The 17,894-nt window shown below is 41.8% G+C and carries 21 protein-coding genes; 2 read left to right on the top strand and 19 right to left on the bottom strand.

Annotated features, from left to right (window positions below; translation table 11 throughout):
- Positions 1-498: 498 nt before the first annotated feature.
- The 18 genes from rplQ to WDB87_RS12240 all read right to left on the bottom strand — a co-directional run bounded on the left by rplQ (position 499) and on the right by WDB87_RS12240 (position 11,222).
- Positions 499-900, bottom strand: a complete 402-nt coding sequence (gene rplQ, locus WDB87_RS12325) for a 50S ribosomal protein L17 (protein ID WP_004589197.1) — start codon at positions 898-900, stop codon at positions 499-501.
- Between the two features lie 39 nt (positions 901-939).
- Positions 940-1,926 carry a DNA-directed RNA polymerase subunit alpha gene (locus WDB87_RS12320; protein ID WP_004589198.1) on the bottom strand — a complete coding sequence of 329 codons (987 nt, stop codon included), beginning with the start codon at positions 1,924-1,926 and terminating at the stop codon, positions 940-942.
- 24 nt (positions 1,927-1,950) lie between these two features.
- Complete coding sequence (rpsD, locus tag WDB87_RS12315; RefSeq protein ID WP_002959461.1) at positions 1,951-2,571, bottom strand: 30S ribosomal protein S4; 621 nt, start codon at positions 2,569-2,571, stop codon at positions 1,951-1,953.
- A 21-nt stretch (positions 2,572-2,592) separates the two neighbouring features.
- The gene (gene rpsK, locus WDB87_RS12310) at positions 2,593-2,979 is read right to left on the bottom strand and encodes a 30S ribosomal protein S11 (RefSeq protein WP_002959471.1); all 387 of its coding nucleotides are present in this window, start codon (positions 2,977-2,979) and stop codon (positions 2,593-2,595) included.
- 12 nt (positions 2,980-2,991) lie between these two features.
- Positions 2,992-3,348, bottom strand: a complete 357-nt coding sequence (gene rpsM / locus WDB87_RS12305) for a 30S ribosomal protein S13 (protein WP_004589200.1) — start codon at positions 3,346-3,348, stop codon at positions 2,992-2,994.
- A 125-nt stretch (positions 3,349-3,473) separates the two neighbouring features.
- On the bottom strand, positions 3,474-3,587 hold the full coding sequence (gene rpmJ, locus WDB87_RS12300; RefSeq protein WP_002959476.1) for a 50S ribosomal protein L36: 114 nt from the start codon (positions 3,585-3,587) through the stop codon (positions 3,474-3,476).
- 22 nt (positions 3,588-3,609) lie between these two features.
- Positions 3,610-4,938: a preprotein translocase subunit SecY gene (secY, locus tag WDB87_RS12295; protein ID WP_055015418.1), complete on the bottom strand. Its 1,329-nt coding sequence runs from the start codon at positions 4,936-4,938 to the stop codon at positions 3,610-3,612.
- Positions 4,939-4,948: 10 nt separating this feature from the next.
- Entirely contained in the window at positions 4,949-5,383 is a 435-nt protein-coding gene (rplO, locus tag WDB87_RS12290) for a 50S ribosomal protein L15 (protein ID WP_004589202.1), read from the bottom strand.
- 4 nt (positions 5,384-5,387) lie between these two features.
- On the bottom strand, positions 5,388-5,570 hold the full coding sequence (rpmD, locus tag WDB87_RS12285; protein WP_004589203.1) for a 50S ribosomal protein L30: 183 nt from the start codon (positions 5,568-5,570) through the stop codon (positions 5,388-5,390).
- 2 nt (positions 5,571-5,572) lie between these two features.
- Positions 5,573-6,079: a 30S ribosomal protein S5 gene (gene rpsE, locus WDB87_RS12280; RefSeq protein ID WP_004589204.1), complete on the bottom strand. Its 507-nt coding sequence runs from the start codon at positions 6,077-6,079 to the stop codon at positions 5,573-5,575.
- Between the two features lie 9 nt (positions 6,080-6,088).
- On the bottom strand, positions 6,089-6,439 hold the full coding sequence (gene rplR / locus WDB87_RS12275; RefSeq protein ID WP_004589205.1) for a 50S ribosomal protein L18: 351 nt from the start codon (positions 6,437-6,439) through the stop codon (positions 6,089-6,091).
- A gap of 9 nt (positions 6,440-6,448) precedes the next feature.
- Positions 6,449-6,982 carry a 50S ribosomal protein L6 gene (rplF, locus tag WDB87_RS12270; RefSeq protein WP_138541031.1) on the bottom strand — a complete coding sequence of 178 codons (534 nt, stop codon included), beginning with the start codon at positions 6,980-6,982 and terminating at the stop codon, positions 6,449-6,451.
- Positions 6,983-6,995: 13 nt separating this feature from the next.
- Positions 6,996-7,388 (bottom strand): 30S ribosomal protein S8, encoded by a 393-nt coding sequence (rpsH, locus tag WDB87_RS12265; protein ID WP_004589207.1) that lies wholly within the window; start codon positions 7,386-7,388, stop codon positions 6,996-6,998.
- Between the two features lie 21 nt (positions 7,389-7,409).
- Positions 7,410-7,715 (bottom strand): 30S ribosomal protein S14, encoded by a 306-nt coding sequence (gene rpsN / locus WDB87_RS12260; protein WP_004589208.1) that lies wholly within the window; start codon positions 7,713-7,715, stop codon positions 7,410-7,412.
- Between the two features lie 10 nt (positions 7,716-7,725).
- A complete protein-coding gene (gene rplE, locus WDB87_RS12255) occupies positions 7,726-8,265 on the bottom strand; it encodes a 50S ribosomal protein L5 (protein ID WP_010392500.1) in 540 nt (179 codons plus the stop codon).
- Between the two features lie 16 nt (positions 8,266-8,281).
- Positions 8,282-8,596, bottom strand: coding sequence for a 50S ribosomal protein L24 (gene rplX, locus WDB87_RS12250; protein ID WP_004589210.1), 315 nt, complete (start codon positions 8,594-8,596; stop codon positions 8,282-8,284).
- A gap of 10 nt (positions 8,597-8,606) precedes the next feature.
- Positions 8,607-8,975 (bottom strand): 50S ribosomal protein L14, encoded by a 369-nt coding sequence (gene rplN, locus WDB87_RS12245; protein ID WP_004589211.1) that lies wholly within the window; start codon positions 8,973-8,975, stop codon positions 8,607-8,609.
- 276 nt (positions 8,976-9,251) lie between these two features.
- The gene (locus tag WDB87_RS12240; protein ID WP_337850013.1) at positions 9,252-11,222 is read right to left on the bottom strand and encodes an AsmA family protein; all 1,971 of its coding nucleotides are present in this window, start codon (positions 11,220-11,222) and stop codon (positions 9,252-9,254) included.
- 311 nt (positions 11,223-11,533) lie between these two features.
- Here WDB87_RS12240 and WDB87_RS12235 point away from each other — a divergent pair, with 311 nt between their 5' ends.
- Together WDB87_RS12235 and WDB87_RS12230 are read left to right on the top strand one after the other, a co-directional pair.
- Positions 11,534-12,697: a hypothetical protein gene (locus WDB87_RS12235; RefSeq protein ID WP_337850012.1), complete on the top strand. Its 1,164-nt coding sequence runs from the start codon at positions 11,534-11,536 to the stop codon at positions 12,695-12,697.
- Positions 12,698-12,974: 277 nt separating this feature from the next.
- Entirely contained in the window at positions 12,975-13,661 is a 687-nt protein-coding gene (locus WDB87_RS12230; RefSeq protein WP_286245507.1) for a TorF family putative porin, read from the top strand.
- A 647-nt stretch (positions 13,662-14,308) separates the two neighbouring features.
- Here WDB87_RS12230 and WDB87_RS12225 read toward each other — a convergent pair.
- The gene (locus tag WDB87_RS12225; RefSeq protein WP_337850011.1) at positions 14,309-17,887 is read right to left on the bottom strand and encodes an ABC transporter permease/M1 family aminopeptidase; all 3,579 of its coding nucleotides are present in this window, start codon (positions 17,885-17,887) and stop codon (positions 14,309-14,311) included.
- Positions 17,888-17,894 lie beyond the last annotated feature (7 nt).

Raw genomic sequence — 17,894 nt, 5'->3', positions numbered from 1 at the left:
GTCTGCCGTCTCAGTGGGGTCGCATTATAGGGAGATCCGAAAACAGATCAACCCTTTTTTGAAGAAAACTTAAAATAAATGACTGTTCGCTGAGTATTTGAGCTAAACGCTCAAAAACCCTACTAAAAGTAGACTTAAACCGGCTAAATAAGCGAGTTAAAGTTAAATATCTTTGTGTGATTGGCAAGTTTGCTTTATTACTATCTAAATTATACTGGACACTATAAAGCCTGAGGCATGTGTTACACATCTTATACGCTCAACTTATAGCGATAGCGCTTTATTAGGCTTTTTAAAAATGCAGACTTTATAACTACATTAGCTTAATTAAGTCGGTTTAACAGAATAAGGTAATAGGTAATAGGTAATAGGTAATAGGTAATAGGTAATAGGTAATAGGTAATAGGTAATAATTAAGTAACTATTTGGAGAGATGTCAAATTTTAGGCATTAAAAAGCCGAGCATTAAGCTCGGCTTTTTGGTGTCTCTTTAAAGACTTACTCTGCAGACTGCGCGTCTTCTTGAACTTCTTCGTTAGTCGCTGGGCGACCTACTAGTTCAATATAAGCCATTGGTGCATTATCACCAGCACGGAAGCCACACTTAAGAATACGAGTGTAACCACCTGGACGGTCTGTATTACGAGGACCGATTTCGCTGAACAATTTACCAACTACTTCATTATCACGCGTGCGAGCAAACGCTAAACGGCGATTTGCTACACTGTCAGTCTTAGCCAGTGTGATTAAAGGTTCAATTACACGGCGTAACTCTTTCGCTTTAGGCAAAGTAGTTTTGATGATTTCATGTTTCACCAAAGAACCTGCCATATTGCTGAACATCGCTTTACGATGGCTACTGTTACGGTTTAATTGACGACCACTCTTACGATGGCGCATGACCCTATCCTTCTAACTAAACTAATATAGTGATTTAGATTATTCAGCTAGGCTTGCAGGCGGCCAATTTTCTAGGCGCATACCTAGAGAAAGACCACGTGAAGCTAGCACGTCTTTTATTTCAGTTAGAGACTTCTTGCCTAGGTTAGGCGTTTTAAGAAGCTCAACTTCAGTGCGCTGCACTAAATCACCGATATATTGAATTTGCTCGGCTTTCAAACAGTTTGCTGAACGTACTGTTAGTTCAAGATCATCAACTGGACGAAGTAGAATAGGATCGAATTCTGGCTTCTCTTCTTTCTCTTCTGGCTCAGTTACATCACGTAAATCTACGAATGCATCTAATTGCTCAGCTAAGATAGTAGACGCACGGCGGATCGCTTCTTCAGGATCTAAAGTGCCGTTTGTTTCCATATCAATGATTAACTTGTCTAAGTCTGTACGTTGCTCAACACGGGCTGATTCAACCGAGTACGCAATACGTTCAACTGGGCTGAATGATGCATCAAGCAGCAATCGACCAATTGGACGCTCATCGTCATCAGAGGATAAACGACTAGATGCCGGCACATAACCACGACCACGCTCAACACGAATACGCATGCTGATCTCGCTGCTATCTGTCGTTAAATGACAAATAACGTGATCTGGATTAGCAATTGTTACATCGCCATCGTGCTGAATATCAGCCGCAGTCACAGGGCCTACACCAGATTTAGTCAGGGTCAGAAAAACTTCATCTTTGCCTTCTAACGTTACTGCTAGACCTTTTAGGTTTAGTAGTATTTCAATGATGTCTTCTTGTACGCCTTCTTTCGCGCTGTACTCATGCAATACACCGTCGATTTCAACTTCAGTTACTGCGCATCCAGGCATAGATGATAGCAGTATACGGCGTAAGGCATTACCCAGAGTATGACCAAAGCCACGCTCTAGTGGTTCTAAAACTACTTTAGAACGCGTTGGGTTGATAGCGTCGATATCGACTAACCTTGGTTTTAGAAATTCTGTAACAGAACCCTGCATTTTATCCTCTCTTAACTCTTAACTTTACTTAGAGTAAAGTTCGACGATTAGTTGTTCATTAATGTCCGCAGACAGATCTGAACGCTCAGGTAGGCGCTTAAAGCTACCTTCCAATTTCTTACCGTCAACTTCAACCCAAGTCGGCTTTTCACGTTGCTCAGCCAACTCTAGAGCAGCGATGATACGTGCTTGTGTTTTAGACTTCTCACGGATTACTACAGTATCTTCTGGAGTAATTACGTATGAAGGAATGTTCACAACACGACCATTAACTAAAATCGCTTTGTGGCTTACTAACTGACGTGCTTCAGCGCGTGTGCTAGCAAAACCCATGCGATATACAACATTGTCTAAACGTTGCTCTAAAAGCTGTAACAAGTTTTCACCTGTATTACCTTTAAGGCGAGCAGCTTCTTTGTAGTAATTACGGAATTGCTTTTCTAATACACCGTAGATACGACGTACTTTTTGCTTTTCACGTAATTGTAAACCGTAATCAGATAAGCGACCTTTACGAGCGCCGTGCTGACCAGGTGCAGTCTCAAGTTTACACTTAGAGTCGATAGCTCTTACGCCGCTCTTAAGGAACAGGTCAGTACCTTCACGACGACTCAGCTTGAGCTTAGGGCCCAAATATCTTGCCATGTTATTTCTCCTAACCTATTGTTAAACGCGACGTTTCTTCGGTGGACGACAACCATTGTGTGGTATTGGCGTCACGTCAGTAATGTTGGTAATACGGTAACCAGCAGCATTCAAAGCACGTACAGCAGATTCACGACCTGGACCTGGACCTTTAATGAAAACTTCTAGATTTTTTAAACCGTATTCTTGAGCAGCAGTACCTGCACGCTCTGCAGCAACCTGAGCAGCAAATGGTGTAGATTTACGTGAACCACGGAAACCTGAACCACCGGCAGTAGCCCATGATAGTGCATTACCTTGACGGTCGGTAATTGTTACAATAGTGTTGTTGAAAGACGCATGAACATGAGCCATACCATCAGCAACTTGCTTTTTAACCTTTTTACGACGAATTGGTGTCTTAGCCATAATACTATCCCCTTATCGCTTAATAGGCTTACGAGGACCCTTACGGGTACGCGCGTTAGTCTTTGTTCTTTGACCACGTAGTGGTAAAGAGCGACGGTGACGTAGGCCACGGAAACAACCAAGGTCCATAAGGCGCTTGATATTTAGAGTAACTTCACGACGAAGGTCACCTTCTACAGTGTACTTGCCAACTGCGTCACGCAGTACGTCAAGAGTTTCGTCTGAAAGTTCACCGATTTTTGTGGTCTCGGCGATACCAGTCGCTTCTAAGATAGCCTTAGAGCGAGTCTTACCTATGCCATAAATAGCTGTTAAACCAATAACTGCATGTTTATGATCAGGGACGTTAATGCCAGCGATACGGGCCACTAACACATCTCCTATATTTGAATTTGGTAATCAAAAGTTTGAAAAGCCCGTAAGGATACTCAAACGAAGACCAAATCACAACTAAAAACACAGGCCGAGAAACCTCAGCCTGCACGACTGTTTACTTAGCCTTGCCTTTGCTTATGCTTAGGCTCACTGCAAATTACGCGTACTACACCAGCACGTTTAATAACTTTACAGTTACGGCATATTTTCTTAACGGAAGCACGTACTTTCATTGCTCAACTCCGTAAACTGACCTTATCGACCGTAGCCTTTAAGGTTCGCTTTTTTCAGCACAGAATCATACTGATGTGACATCAGGTGAGTCTGTACTTGTGCCATAAAGTCCATGATTACTACAACGATAATCAAAATTGATGTACCGCCGAAATAGAATGGCGTTTGCCATGCCATAGTCATGAATTCGGGCACCAGACAGATAAAGGTTATATACAAAGCACCTGCCAATGTCAGGCGTGTCATCACTTTATCAATGTATTTAGATGTCTGCTCACCTGGACGAATACCTGGGATAAATGCGCCAGATTTCTTCAGGTTGTCTGCTGTCTCACGAGGGTTGAAAACCAACGCTGTGTAGAAAAAGCAGAAGAAGATGATAGCTGCTGCTAATACCATCGCATACAAAGGTTGACCTGGAGTCAACGTTGTTGCAATAGCTTGTAGTACATCAGCGACCGGACCTTCACCCTGGCCGAACCAGCTTGCAATTGTACCAGGGAACAGAATTATACTGCTAGCAAAGATTGGTGGAATAACACCCGCCATATTTACTTTTAGTGGTAAATGCGTGCTTTGAGCAGCAAATACTTGACGACCTTGTTGGCGTTTAGCGTAGTTAACAACAATACGACGTTGCCCACGTTCGAAAAACACTACAAGATAAGTAACAGCGAATACTATAACCGCAACCATCAACAGTACAAAAACATTCAAATCACCTTGGCGCGCCATTTCGGCTGTCGAACCAATAGCAGACGGCAGGTTAGCTACAATACCAACAAATATTAGAACTGAGATACCGTTACCGATACCGCGCTCAGTTATTTGCTCGCCCAACCACATTAGGAACATAGTACCCGTTACTAAACTCACCACTGCAGTGAAGTAGAAACCGATACCAGGGTTAACAACTAACCCTTCCATCATGCCCGGTAAGCTAGTTGCAATACCGATTGATTGGATAGTAGCAAGCACAAGCGTGCCGTAGCGTGTATACTGGCTAATTTTTTTACGCCCTTGCTCACCTTCTTTCTTAAGCTCTATAAACGGAGGATACATATGCGTTAATAGTTGCGTAATAATCGAAGCCGAGATATACGGCATAATACCCAGTGCTAACACTGAAGCTCGCTCAAGCGCACCACCGCTAAACATGTTGAACATCTCAACAATGGTGCCCTTTTGTTGCTCGAAGAAATCGGCAAGTACAGCGGCGTCAATCCCAGGGATTGGCACAAATGAACCTAGACGGTAAATAATGATAGCACCTAAAACAAATAGTAATCGACGCTTCAATTCCGAAAGTCCACTTTGTGCACTTTGTGTATCTTGACCTGGTTTAGCCATTAGTACTTCCTTAGTCTTCTACCTTGCCTCCGGCAGCTTCAATAGCTTCGCGAGCACCTTTAGAAGCCTTAAGGCCTTTAACGGTAACAGCGCGTGAAACTTCGCCAGATTTAACAACTTTAACGAACAGAACGTTCTTTTTAACTAGACCAGCTGCTTGTAACGCGTTTAGGTCTACCACATCGCCTTCAACTTTAGCGATTTCAAAAAGGTTTACTTCTGCAGATACTAACGATTTGCGTGAAGTGAAACCAAATTTAGGTAGACGACGTTGCATAGGCATTTGACCGCCTTCAAAACCAACGCGTACTTTACCGCCAGAACGTGATTTTTGACCTTTGTGACCACGGCCACCAGTCTTACCAAGACCAGAACCGATACCACGACCAACACGTTTTGGAGCAGTTTTAGAACCTGCAGCAGGTGAAAGTGTATTCAAATGCATGAAATTAACCCTCTACCTTTACCATGTAAGAAACTCGGTTGATCATACCACGTACACATGCTGTGTCTTCTAACTCAACAGTGTGGTTGATACGACGTAAACCAAGACCGCGTAATGTAGCTTTATGCTTCGGTAAACGACCGATAGAGCTCTTTACTTGTGTTACTTTTACAGTTTTATTTGCCATGGTTACCCCAGAATTTCGTCTACGCGCAGACCACGTTTAGCAGCGATTGACTCAGGAGAGTTCATGTTCTCTAGAGCTTGAATCGTTGCACGTACTACGTTGATCGGGTTGGTAGAACCGTAACATTTAGAAAGTACGTTCTGCACACCAGTAACTTCTAGTACTGCACGCATAGCACCACCTGCGATGATACCAGTACCTTCAGATGCTGGTTTCATGAACACTTGTGAGCCAGCATGACGTCCTTTAACAGGATGCTGTAATGTGTTGCCATTTAGGTCTACATTGATCATGTTGCGACGTGCTTTTTCCATTGCTTTTTGAATAGCAGCTGGAACTTCACGAGCTTTACCATAACCAAAACCTACTTTACCTGCGCCATCACCAACTACAGTTAGTGCAGTGAAGCTAAAGATACGACCACCTTTAACTACTTTAGACACACGGTTTACCGCGATTAGCTTTTCAGCTAAATCAGGCTGTTGTTGCTTTGCTTCTACGTTAGCCATTGTCTACTCCTAGAATTGCAAACCGGCTTCACGCGCAGCATCAGCTAGCGCCTTCACACGGCCGTGATATTTAAAGCCACTGCGATCAAAAGCAATCTTTTCGATGCCTTTGTCAGCCGCACGTTCTGCAACCGCTTTACCAACTGCTTGTGCAGCTGAAACGTTGCCTGTGCCTTTAACTGTTTCGCTAATAGCTTTCTCAACAGTAGAAGCAGCAGCCAGTACAGTACCCTCAGCATTAACTACTTGAGCGTAAATGTGACGTGGCGTGCGGTGGATAACAAGACGCGTTGTGCCTTGTTCAATATAATTTCTACGAGTGCGTTTAGCACGACGTAGACGAGCTGTTTTTTTATCCATCGTCTTACCTTACTTCTTCTTAGCCTCTTTACGGCGTACATTCTCATCTGCGTAACGAACACCTTTACCTTTATATGGCTCTGGTTTGCGGTATGCACGAATGTTAGCAGCTGTTTGACCAACTAACTGCTTATCTACGCCCTTAACTAGAACTTCTGTTTGGCTTGGAGTTTCAATCGTAATTCCTTCAGGAACTTCGAAATTAACTGGGTGCGAGAAACCAAGTGTTAAGTCTAAAACTTTACCCTTAGCTGCAGCACGGTAACCAACACCTACTAACTGAAGTTTCTTCTCGTAACCTTCATGCGTACCAACAACCATGTTGTTGATAAGAGCGCGAGCAGTACCTGCTTGTGCCCATGCATTAGCTACGCCTTCACGAGGTAAAGTTGTAATAACGTTGTCATTAAGTTGTACTTCAACTGCATCGTTGATAGTACGCGTTAATTCACCGTTTTTGCCTTTAACTGTGATGTCCTGGCCTTTTAATGTAACTTCTACACCGGCAGGAACATTGATTGGTGCCTTTGCTATGCGAGACATAGTTCCCCTCCGATTAAGCTACAAAGCCAATGATTTCACCACCAACACCAGCACTACGTGCTGCGCGGTCTGTCATTAGGCCTTTAGAAGTTGATACGATAGCGATACCAAGACCACCCATTACCTTCGGTAATTCGTCACGTTTCTTATAGATACGTAGACCAGGGCGGCTAACACGCTGGATATTTTCAATTACAGCTTTGCCTTCGAAGTATTTCAACTCGATAGAAAGCTCAGGTTTCGCTTCGCTGTTTACTGCGAAATCTGCGATGTAACCTTCGTCTTTTAATACTTTAGCTACTGCTACTTTCAGCTTTGAAGTTGGCATCGTTACAGATACTTTCTTCGCTGATTGACCGTTACGGATACGTGTGAACAAATCCGCGATAGGATCTTGCAAGCTCATAGTCTTACTCCCGTGATACTATTACCAGCTAGCCTTTTTAAGGCCAGGAATTTCACCGCGCATAGCTGCTTCGCGAACTTTAATACGGCTCATGCCGAATTTGCGAAGGAAACCATGTGGGCGGCCCGTAATGTTACAACGATTACGTTGACGTGCAGGGCTAGAATCACGTGGTAAAGCTTGAAGCTTAAGTACCGCGTCCCAACGATCATCTTCTGATGCGTTAACATCGCTGATGATAGCTTTTAGTGCTGCACGCTTTTCAGCGTACTGAGCAACTAGTTTAGTGCGCTTTGCTTCGCGCGCTTTCATAGAATTCTTTGCCATAACCCTACCCTTATTTCTTGAATGGGAAGTTAAACGCTTCTAACAACGCACGGCCTTCCTCATCAGATTTCGCAGAAGTTGTGATTGTGATATCCATACCGCGTACACGGTCTACTTTATCGTAATCAATTTCTGGGAAGATGATTTGTTCACGTACGCCCATGCTGTAGTTACCACGTCCATCAAAAGACTTAGCACTCACACCACGGAAGTCACGGATACGTGGGATAGCGATTGATACCAAACGCTCAAAAAAGTCCCACATACGCTCGCCGCGTAAGGTTACTTTACAGCCAATTGGGTAGCCTTCACGCACTTTGAAGCCTGCAACAGATTTGCGAGCTTTAGTGATTAAAGGTTTCTGACCAGAGATAGCTTCTAGATCCGCAACAGCGTTATCTAAAATCTTCTTGTCAGCTAGGGCTTCGCCCACGCCCATATTTAATGTGATCTTTTCGATCTGAGGGACTTGCATGACAGAGCTGAAACCAAACTTCTCTTGAAGCTCAGCAACTACTTTGTCTTTATATACTTCATGCAGTTTCGCCATCATTCTACTCCAACTATTAGATAGTTTTACCAGTAGATTTAAAGATACGTAATTTCTTACCATCTTCAATCTTGAAACCTACACGATCTGCTTTACTCGTTTCCGAGTTGTAGATCGCAACGTTTGATACGTCGATAGACGCTTCTTTCTCAACAATGCCGCCAGCTTGGTTCAATTGTGGAACCGGCTTTTGGTGTTTCTTGATTAAGTTAATGCCTTCGACAAATACTCGACCAGACTCAGTAACAACTGAAAGCACTTTGCCGCGCTTACCTTTGTCTTTACCTGCTAGTACGATTACTTCGTCATCACGACGGATTTTTGCTGCCATGATAGACTCCTTACAGTACTTCTGGGGCTAGTGAAACAATTTTCATGAACTTGTCATTACGAAGTTCACGAGTCACAGGGCCGAAGATACGAGTACCAATTGGCTGCAAGTTATCATTTAAGATAACAGCCGCATTGCTATCGAAACGGATCAGAGAACCGTCCGGACGACGAACGCCTTTTTTGGTACGCACAACTACCGCGTTTTTAACATCACCTTTCTTCACTTTACCGCGAGGAATAGCTTCTTTTACAGAAACTTTAATGATATCGCCAACTGCCGCATAGCGACGGTGTGAACCACCAAGGACTTTTATACACTGCACTTTGCGAGCGCCGCTGTTATCAGCAACTTCCAGCTGAGTTTGCATTTGGATCATGTTAATGACCTCCGGTGTAGTAATTACAACTTGCCTTAAATTTGTTTAAAATCAAGACACTTCGATTAAATCCCACTCAAAAAACAACAGAGTTGTCTCTTAAGGGCGGGCAATTGTACCAGCATTGGCTAGTGAGTGGTAGGTTATTTTTTAATTAATTTAATAGAGGAGCAGATTAAAACTGAGTAAAAACCGCTATGTAGCTATTTTACAAGTGGTTATAAAACAAACAAGGCGCAATTAGCGCCCTGTTTCTTTTTTCTGGAGTAAATGGCTTTAGCCAAATAGCCCTTTTAATTTATCTTTTACTTTGTCTTTGGCTTTCTCTTTTGCCTTTTCTTTGGCGTCATCGAGTTTTTGTTTTGCTTCATCTTTAAGTGCATTGCTTACATCCAGCTTAAAGCCAACGTCATGGAATGGGCCTTTTATTCGCAGTGGGATTTTAAAGCCCGTGCTATCATCTGTTGTACCTTGCCCTTCAATTGAATCAACAATACCTGTTACTAACCGATAATCAACACTGGTTTTGGGTAAATCTACATCGCCCTCACCTGTAATACGAATAAGTGGGCTCATCAGGGATAGATCATTATTATGTCCCACGCCATTCGTAAAATTAAAGCTACCAGTGAGCGCAGAAAAGTCAGTTTGCTCAGATTCTTCAAAGCCCGTATCTAAGCCCTCACTTACAGCGCCAAGATTACCGGAAATAAGCTCTTTGCCTTTACGAACCATTTCAGCGATGTTTGCGCCCTTGACTGCCCCATCAGCAAATTCAAAGCCAATCTTGCCGTTTAAAGCATCAATAAAGGTTTTTTGACTTTGACCGGTCGTGGTTAAGTTCCAATTTAATGACCCTTTACCCATAAGTTTATCAAAGCCAGCCGCATCAGTGAGTAACGGTTGCGCGTCTATTTCGGCTAAATCAAAATTTGTGCTTATTTTATACGGTGTTTGCTGCGCATTTATATTAATGACTCCTTTACCAGTGCCCTCATAGGCTTTAAAGCTATCTAAGCTTAATTTAGCAACGCTGTTGTTTAAGTCGACTGTAAATTGATTAGCACCTAGCTCAATATCATTCGCTTTTAAACCGCTTGAGCGAATAACTACATTTGCATCTAGTGCATTTAACGCACTTAAATCGATTTTAGTGTCATCCCAAACAATAGGCTGTGCTGCTTTAGGTTCTTCACTCTGGGGCTCTTCTTGCTTCGCTACTGTCTCTGGTAGATATGGGTTTAAATCGAGCATACCTAAGTCAATATCAGCGTTTACAACTAAGCGATTACCTAGGTTAAGCTCACTTTTACCTTTTATCTCTAGCTCATCTAACGTAGCAATTAACTTTTCAAGATTAAATGTTTCACCCGCTAGGTGCATTTTACCGTTAACACTAAAGGCATTAAACGCGTTTTGTTTAGCATTTAAGTCTACGCCCTGCCAAGCTGCTAGATCTTTAACAGAGTCGCCACTTAGCGCTAACTCGCCTTTTATATCTTTACCTTGGCGAGCAATACTGCCGTTAAAAGTAAGATCGACCAAGCGAGAGTCTACGCTTTGAGTAACCTCAAACGTCGCCCCTTCAATTGCTTTTGCTGGCGTATCTAGTTTTACATCAAGCTCAAAGCGCTCTTGCATATATGTAATGCCACCTTTGATCTCTAGTTTTTTACGTAGTGAAGGAAGTAAAATAGCCAATTCCAAGTCACTAATTTGTTGTTTAGCGCCTGTTTGCCCATCTAGGTAAGTAAACGTACCACCGTAAATAGCCACTTCACCTAACTCTATATCAAAGTTCTCTGGTAGTTTAACAGCCTCACCTGATTGAGTTTGCTCTTGCGGCTGCTCTGCTACAGCATCAAACAACTGCCAGTTAGCTTTACCGTTTTTATCAGTTTCTAATAAAATATTGGGCTCGTTAATAACAAACTTATCTAGTTTGAATTCGCCGCCAAATAACGATAACCAGGGTATATGCACAGCTAATTGCTCCATACTTGCCATGTCGTCGCGCGAGCCTGTCTGCATGTTTGCAAAGTGCACATCGTTAAGCTCTAACTTTAATGCAGGAAATACACTAAGCGTTTTATCACCTTTAATAGTAAGTGTGCGCCCTGTTGTTTTTTCAACCTGCTCAGATACTTTATTAAAAATAGTATCGGTTGGGATTAAAAACGGAGCGGCAATAATTAACGCAATACAAAATAAGAGTATTACACCAACAATTTTGAGTAAGGTCTTCATGATCATCCTTTCAAACGTGCAAATAATGTTCTTATCATAGCGAGTGTTAGCTTTAAAATCATTGTCGTTGTGACAAAAAAGCTGTTTATTGTAATTTATTTGATTTGAAATGAATTTATGCTTAAAAGTAAACTTTGCGAAATTGGTAACTAAAAGTAAAGCTCATCAAGTTTAAATCTAATCAAGTATTAAACCCTACAACATTGCATCCCTTGAATTGTTAGGTATGATGCACGGCCCTGTTGCTATTGGCGTATTTGCGCTAAAATAAAGCAGCTAAAAAATGTATCTACTCGGAGACTCTACAAGGCATGAAAAAACTGCTAATTTCACCGTCAAAAATGGCGCTAGGCGAACAAGAAAGTCAAATTTACCAAAACATCTTGAAGCAAGCTTCAGAACTAAGCCTAAACCTAATGGCCGTGAAAGTAGAAAACCACCCAGAGGATTTTTTAGGCTGGTGTTATGAGCTGCTAAGTGCAAGTAAAGACCGTATAAATTACGATTTACTAGAGCCACAACAACTCCCCGTTTTAAAAAAGCTGCACGACCAGCTAACCTCAGCAATTAGCTTTTTACAGCTTAAAACACTACGTGTAGCACCTTGGCCTGTTATTAGTATGTTTGTAGAGCAACATAAAGAAGTTATTGCACTGGAAGAACAGCTTCGCCTTACCACGTACTTGCACACTATTCGTGAGCAAGCATTAAAAGATATGATCCCAGAGGATTTACTGGCATTTAGTGGTAAACACACTGCTACGCTCGACCCGAGCACCTATAACTTTGATGTTGAGTGGTTTGCATCAACAAAAAGTGCAAAGGGTTTTCATCAAATGCTAGCCGACTTACCTGGTGCGTTTGACGATGCTCTTGCCAACATCCCGCTTGAAGGTGATGTGAGCCAAGATGATTACCAACAGTTTGTTGTTGCTTATTTACTTGCCTTTAACGGCAGTGATGAAAAACCAACCCTTGCCCCTGCTACCCGTTTATTAGCAATGCGCCGCCCCGATGTATTTACACCAATTAGTAATAGCCGTCTTGATGCATTATGCGCAGCTTTAGGTATTACAAAACTAAACAATCGCGACTTTGAGCGCTACTGGCAAGATATAGTACAAAGCATTCATGCTATGTCGTGGTTTAAAATGGCTAATGGCAGCAATGAACTAGAAGAGCAACTGGTCAGTATAAAAGCATTACTACCGTGCTTTTTTTACTATGCAGATGCCAGCACGGCCGACAATTCAAATTATATTAAGTTATTAAACAAACCTAAACGCAGCACAACAAGTGCGGGAAAACCACAACGTAGAGGCAAAGAGTCAGCCGAAATACTTGTAGACCGCGCACTTGCAGCCGATGACATTCCCGAGCACATTCGTAGCAAACGCGACTCTATTATTAGCGAAGTACAAAAAGGCCGCGGAGTAAACGAAACAATTAGTCTTATGCGCACTATATTTGGCTAAATTTACCTAACCTAACTGTATTTTTCTGGTGCAGTTAGGTTAATTTATGCACCAGCAGTGTGCGTTTTTTTATTAACCCTCTCAATCATTCCCTCTTCTAAAACTTCTCAACATATTGTTTTATAAAAATAAAAAACCAGTTTTATAGAAATTATTTTAAGCTGGCACATACAGTGCAATTGCATTCCCAGTTAAACAATAAAACACCGCCAGTCAAAGGGTTGCCAATAAGAGAATAAAAACCTAGGCGATAAAAATCATATAACGGGAAATGGACATGCTAAAACTAAAAAAAACCATCGCTATTAGCGCAATAGCATTAATGGGTGCTACATCTTTAACATCAACGGCCGTACATGCTGAGGTAACAGCAAACGCAGCGGCTACGTCTAACTACTTATGGCGTGGTCAAGAGCAAACTGGGGGCGATGCTGCTATTTCTGGCGGTATTGATTACGCTGATGAATCGGGCTTTTATGTAGGTACTTGGGCATCAAATGCTTCATGGGCCGATGAAATGACTTACGAACTTGATGTTTACGCGGGTTTTGGTGGCGATATTAACGACACTTTTAGCTACGATGTAGGCTATATTTATTACGCTTACCCAGATGCAGCTTCTGAGGCAGATGCAGATTTCTCTGAGATTTACGGTAGCATCAGCACAGGAGGTTTCACCTTTGGTGCGGCAATCCTTGCCACTTCAGCCGCAGATGGTGATGGCACCGACTTTGGCGATTCACTCTACCTAAATGCCGATTACAGCTTTGCTGTTGGCAGTAATGGTACTGAGGTTGCGCTGCACTTAGGTCACTACTCTGGCGACTTTATTGGCGATGACAATATTATTGATTACGGTATTTCTGTATCAAAAGATGGTTTTACTTTTGGCGTATCTGACACCGACATGGATGAGTCAGATGTTAAAGTTTACGTAGGCTACGCGGTAGACTTTACGCTTTAAAACAAAATGTGTTACTTGCTGCAACACTAAGGGCCTTTTGGCCCTTTTCTCGTTTTTAGGGCAGCCTAATACTCATAACGTCCTCTGAGGTTAGCAGCTAATACGCTCTACCATGCGCCTCAGTTAATCAATCACTATCTCCTTGCTGTTAAATCATTTACCTATAATGCCAACTCGCTTAATTGACTAATCTATTTTGAGGCAAGAGAAACGTGGCGAAACCTAGCCGAAAATTCGCTATTTAGTTGTTCTAAACCAGAGGCTTTAACGCAGCCAGCTGCTACGTTTAGCTCTGAAGTGATTAAGTATTATTGAGAGCTAGTGTTATACACATTAGCTAAAACAAAAAAGGCCGCACTAAATGCAGCCTTTCAGATAAGGCCTGTTGACCTTTCAGGATTAAAATTTGTTCTATCTAGGGGCTATTTAATCGCGGCGCGAGGTTTGTAACCTAGTGGGCTAAGTAAAAACCGAACAACAAAGAGTAAATAGCCCCTAGGACGAACCCAACGGGCAGCGCGTGTTTGGTATTTATACTGCGTTATCGCCTATTTATGGGAAATAACATAAGCTCTGCCTTGCCTAAATACCAAACACACTGCTGCAAATTCAACCTCGAAAGATAAACAGGCCCTAGTAGCTAATCATTAAAACTTAGCTAAATTATTTTTATTGTCTTTATCGACCAGCTTAATGTAAGGGTCTACCCCTGCGTACACTGGCTTTTCTTTTACTTTTAGCTCAATAGTATTAGTACCAGAGACTATTTGATGCTTTTGCGAGTAAATAACAAAGTCTTCAGCGAGTAAGTTTTCAGGATCATCGCTAAATAATGCAATATCAATTAGCTCATCGAGTGGTTGCTCGGTTTCTTCACCTTGTCCATCGGCATGCTGCTTAGTTGCTTCAACGTTCAGCGTTACTGTATAAAAACCTTCGCTATCAACATCATCTGTAACCGACACTGCTTTCATTTCAAGCTCATAAAGCGTTATATATTTAAACTGATCATCAATAAAACGTTGTTCAGCTTGTGTTGCATCTCGCTTTAAATAACTAAGTAAATCAAGTGTGGTTGGGTATGGCGTTGCTTGGTATTTAAACTCATTCAAAAACGCTTTAAGTGCGGCATTTAAGCGCTCTTCACCTAATCTGTCATACAAAGCCATCATTGCAACTGAGCCTTTATTATAGTGAAGATACAGCTGAGACTGCGTTTTATACAGCGGCATCTCTTCGAAGGCTTCACCTGTGCGGCCCATTAAGTATTTGTCTAACTCGTACTTTAAGAATTTACGAAGCTTCTCGGCGCCAAAGCGCTTTTTTAGCACCATAAGCGCACTGTACTGGGAAAGTGTTTCAGAAATAACAGCACTACCTTCTACATTAGCCCCCGATACTTGATGCCCCCACCATTGGTGTGCAACTTCATGTGCGGTTACATAGTAAGGGTAGTCAACTTTACTCTCATCTCTTAAGTCTGTAATAAAGCCCATGCTTTCTGAGTAAGGTACCGTATTGGCAAAACTTTGCGCAAACGAGCGATACTTAGGAAACTCAATAATACGTAACTGCTTATGCTGATATGGGCCAAAAGCTTGCGTGTAGTAATCTATCGAGTCTTGTACCGACTCAATCATACGGTCAACATTCCATATATGATCTTTGTGGTAGTACACCTCAATATTTACACCGTTGTGCTCCACCTTTTTACTTTCAAGCTCTGCCGAAAGTACAGAATAAAAGTTTATAATTGGGGCATCCATTTCATAAACAAAAGTACGGCGCCCGTCTTTTACACTCTCACTTTTTAAGTAACCAGGTGTAATAGCAAACTGCGACTCATCGGTGGTTACCGTTGCCTTGTAGTTTATAAATCCATTAGCAGGCCCAAACTCATTTTGCGTATAATAGCGGCTGTCTTCTAGTTTATGTGCACGTTCAAGATCGGGTAAATCGTGCTTACGGCGCTCATATTTATCCGCAATTTGAAAATATTTTTGATAACCAAAATTTGGTAATAATTCTCTATTATTTACAAATGTACCATTGTGCACGAGTTGAGTATCAGATCCTCTATCAACAAAACCGTCGTGTTCACGAGAAACCGAAAGCTCACCTTCGCGTACTTCATTAGGCATTAGCGGTTGTTCAAACTCAAACCATACCATGCCAAAATCGGTTAAACGCTCGACTATTTTCCCGCCCGCCATTTTTACATCCCAGCTTTTAGATTGGCTAGGCTCGATGATTAACACACGGGTTATTGGCTCGTTTGCGGTATTGGTAAACTTAATTTTAGCCACGGCGTTTAAAGCACGCTTTTTAGGATAAATATCAATGTGTAAATCAACATCAGTTATTACAGGCAGCGGTAAGTCTTTGTATTGTGAGAACTCTTGCTCATACCTTACTTGTAGCGCTTTGTTATCATCACTTGTTACAAACTCATTGATTACACGAGTGTTGTAATAAATGTTATAACCCGCGCCCACAAATACCAATAAACTTATAACGGCTGCAATCTGGCCTATTAAAGACATGTTGTAACGCACTAAAGATAAACGCGTACGCAATGTTTGCGATGGACCACGGTGCCATAAAGCAAAGCCTACAATAGCTAAAAACACACTCAATGCTCCCCAATATAGGGTATACCAATGCGCGCCTTGTAAAAAATGCCCGTAACCGTTTATGTCTGAATACGGTACGCTACTGCTTTGTGAAAAATGATACATATGATGCTCAAACCCGTAAGCACCCATTACCATTTGAGCAATGTAATACAGAATAAACAAACCCATACCTATGTATTTATTAGGGCTAATTATTTGTAAAAAGAACGCCAAAATAGCCATCATAATTAAAGGCAGTAATGTAAGGTAGCCTAACCTAAATAAGTACTGGCCAAGCTCTAGGTTAAATTGCCCCTTAAATAGTTGCACTGCAATGGTAAACATCATGCCTACTAAATAAAGACCACAAACTGCAGTGATTAGCGCAATAATTTTAGATACCCAAAACACACTATTATGCACTGGGAAACTGTCAACAATATCGCCCATACCACTGTGGCGTTCTCGCCAAACCAGCTCTGCGCTGTAATAAGCAATAATAATAAACATAAACAAAGCTGAGGAGTTTTGAATAATGGCCACCATGTTTTGTGTGAGCGGCCAATCCGTTGTGCCATATGCGCCAATAGGCGCAAAAAGTGGTGCGAGTAACATAGTAATACTGACACCCGCTAAAATCATAAAAGGGGCACTTAATATAACTTGCTTAAGTTCAAATAAGCTGCGCATTAGTAATTGCGATTTCGTATTGACCCCTTTTGACTTGTAGTTTTTTGCGCTGCTAATCAGTGCTGCTTGTTTATTTTTTACAAACGTAGAAACAGCAAATTGCTTTTTCTGTTTTTTACTTACTACGCGATTACCTAACTTTCCGAGGCCAAAAAACATCGCTAAGCTTATTGCGACCCACAAAATACGGTTAATTAAAAAGTCGCCCGAGAGCGTTAACACTTCGGTATTTTTATCACTTACAGTCCAGTAACGTGTTAAATCGATTAACGAACCTAAGCCGAATGGGTCTGCGTAAACAACAATATTTCTAAACGCTAAATCATCAAAATAGATACTCGCCAATTGGTAGCTTATATAGATCACCACGGCCGTTACATATACGGCCATCATGGTTTTAAAATAAACCGCTACACTATTAAAAATAGCACTAAGCACCAATAAGCTTGGCACTGCTAAATATAAAAAAGGCGCTGCGTAATATATAAACTTATTAGGGCCTACTAGCTCACTATCGAGCCAGCCAACCAACAACCCAAATTGAGTTCCCAAAAACACGCCTAATGGCACAGTTAAAAAAACAACGAGCACAACCAAGTAAGCACCAAAAAAGCGTCCTGATTGATAAGCAAGCGGGTTAACGGCCTTACTAAACACCAGCTCATCCATTTTGGTCTCACTATTGCGAATCGCTGAGCTTGCAACAAAGTTAACCACTAAAAACATAGCAAGCGTACAAAAGGAAACCGTTAAAAGCATAATGGTATAAGGCGAGTTCATATGAACATTAGCCCCACCTAACGGAAACTTACTGCTGGAGCTTATAAAAAACGCCATAAAAAAGAAGATTAATGAGGTCACATAAAACGAAGGCTGGCGCACAAAATAGCGCAGCTCAAACGCGAGCATATTAAAAAACATAGCGCCC

This window comes from Pseudoalteromonas sp. C12FD-1 (assembly GCF_037414265.1).
GTDB lineage: Bacteria > Pseudomonadota > Gammaproteobacteria > Enterobacterales > Alteromonadaceae > Pseudoalteromonas.
This window is presented reverse-complemented; position numbering and strand designations above follow the sequence as displayed.

What these genes read in the sequence shown, in the direction of transcription:
- rplQ (WP_004589197.1), bottom strand. Translation starts at nt 900, where the DNA reads ATGCGCCATCGTAAGAGTGGTCGTCAATTAAACCGTAACAGTAGCCAT.
- WDB87_RS12320 (WP_004589198.1), bottom strand. Translation starts at nt 1,926, where the DNA reads ATGCAGGGTTCTGTTACAGAATTTCTAAAACCAAGGTTAGTCGATATC.
- rpsD (WP_002959461.1), bottom strand. Translation starts at nt 2,571, where the DNA reads ATGGCAAGATATTTGGGCCCTAAGCTCAAGCTGAGTCGTCGTGAAGGT.
- rpsK (WP_002959471.1), bottom strand. Translation starts at nt 2,979, where the DNA reads ATGGCTAAGACACCAATTCGTCGTAAAAAGGTTAAAAAGCAAGTTGCT.
- rpmJ (WP_002959476.1), bottom strand. Translation starts at nt 3,587, where the DNA reads ATGAAAGTACGTGCTTCCGTTAAGAAAATATGCCGTAACTGTAAAGTT.
- secY (WP_055015418.1), bottom strand. Translation starts at nt 4,938, where the DNA reads ATGGCTAAACCAGGTCAAGATACACAAAGTGCACAAAGTGGACTTTCG.
- rplO (WP_004589202.1), bottom strand. Translation starts at nt 5,383, where the DNA reads ATGCATTTGAATACACTTTCACCTGCTGCAGGTTCTAAAACTGCTCCA.
- rpmD (WP_004589203.1), bottom strand. Translation starts at nt 5,570, where the DNA reads ATGGCAAATAAAACTGTAAAAGTAACACAAGTAAAGAGCTCTATCGGT.
- rpsE (WP_004589204.1), bottom strand. Translation starts at nt 6,079, where the DNA reads ATGGCTAACGTAGAAGCAAAGCAACAACAGCCTGATTTAGCTGAAAAG.
- rplR (WP_004589205.1), bottom strand. Translation starts at nt 6,439, where the DNA reads ATGGATAAAAAAACAGCTCGTCTACGTCGTGCTAAACGCACTCGTAGA.
- rplF (WP_138541031.1), bottom strand. Translation starts at nt 6,982, where the DNA reads ATGTCTCGCATAGCAAAGGCACCAATCAATGTTCCTGCCGGTGTAGAA.
- rpsH (WP_004589207.1), bottom strand. Translation starts at nt 7,388, where the DNA reads ATGAGCTTGCAAGATCCTATCGCGGATTTGTTCACACGTATCCGTAAC.
- rpsN (WP_004589208.1), bottom strand. Translation starts at nt 7,715, where the DNA reads ATGGCAAAGAATTCTATGAAAGCGCGCGAAGCAAAGCGCACTAAACTA.
- rplE (WP_010392500.1), bottom strand. Translation starts at nt 8,265, where the DNA reads ATGGCGAAACTGCATGAAGTATATAAAGACAAAGTAGTTGCTGAGCTT.
- rplX (WP_004589210.1), bottom strand. Translation starts at nt 8,596, where the DNA reads ATGGCAGCAAAAATCCGTCGTGATGACGAAGTAATCGTACTAGCAGGT.
- rplN (WP_004589211.1), bottom strand. Translation starts at nt 8,975, where the DNA reads ATGATCCAAATGCAAACTCAGCTGGAAGTTGCTGATAACAGCGGCGCT.
- WDB87_RS12240 (WP_337850013.1), bottom strand. Translation starts at nt 11,222, where the DNA reads ATGAAGACCTTACTCAAAATTGTTGGTGTAATACTCTTATTTTGTATT.
- WDB87_RS12235 (WP_337850012.1), top strand. Translation starts at nt 11,534, where the DNA reads ATGAAAAAACTGCTAATTTCACCGTCAAAAATGGCGCTAGGCGAACAA.
- WDB87_RS12230 (WP_286245507.1), top strand. Translation starts at nt 12,975, where the DNA reads ATGCTAAAACTAAAAAAAACCATCGCTATTAGCGCAATAGCATTAATG.
- WDB87_RS12225 (WP_337850011.1), bottom strand. Translation starts at nt 17,887, where the DNA reads ATGTTTTTTAATATGCTCGCGTTTGAGCTGCGCTATTTTGTGCGCCAG.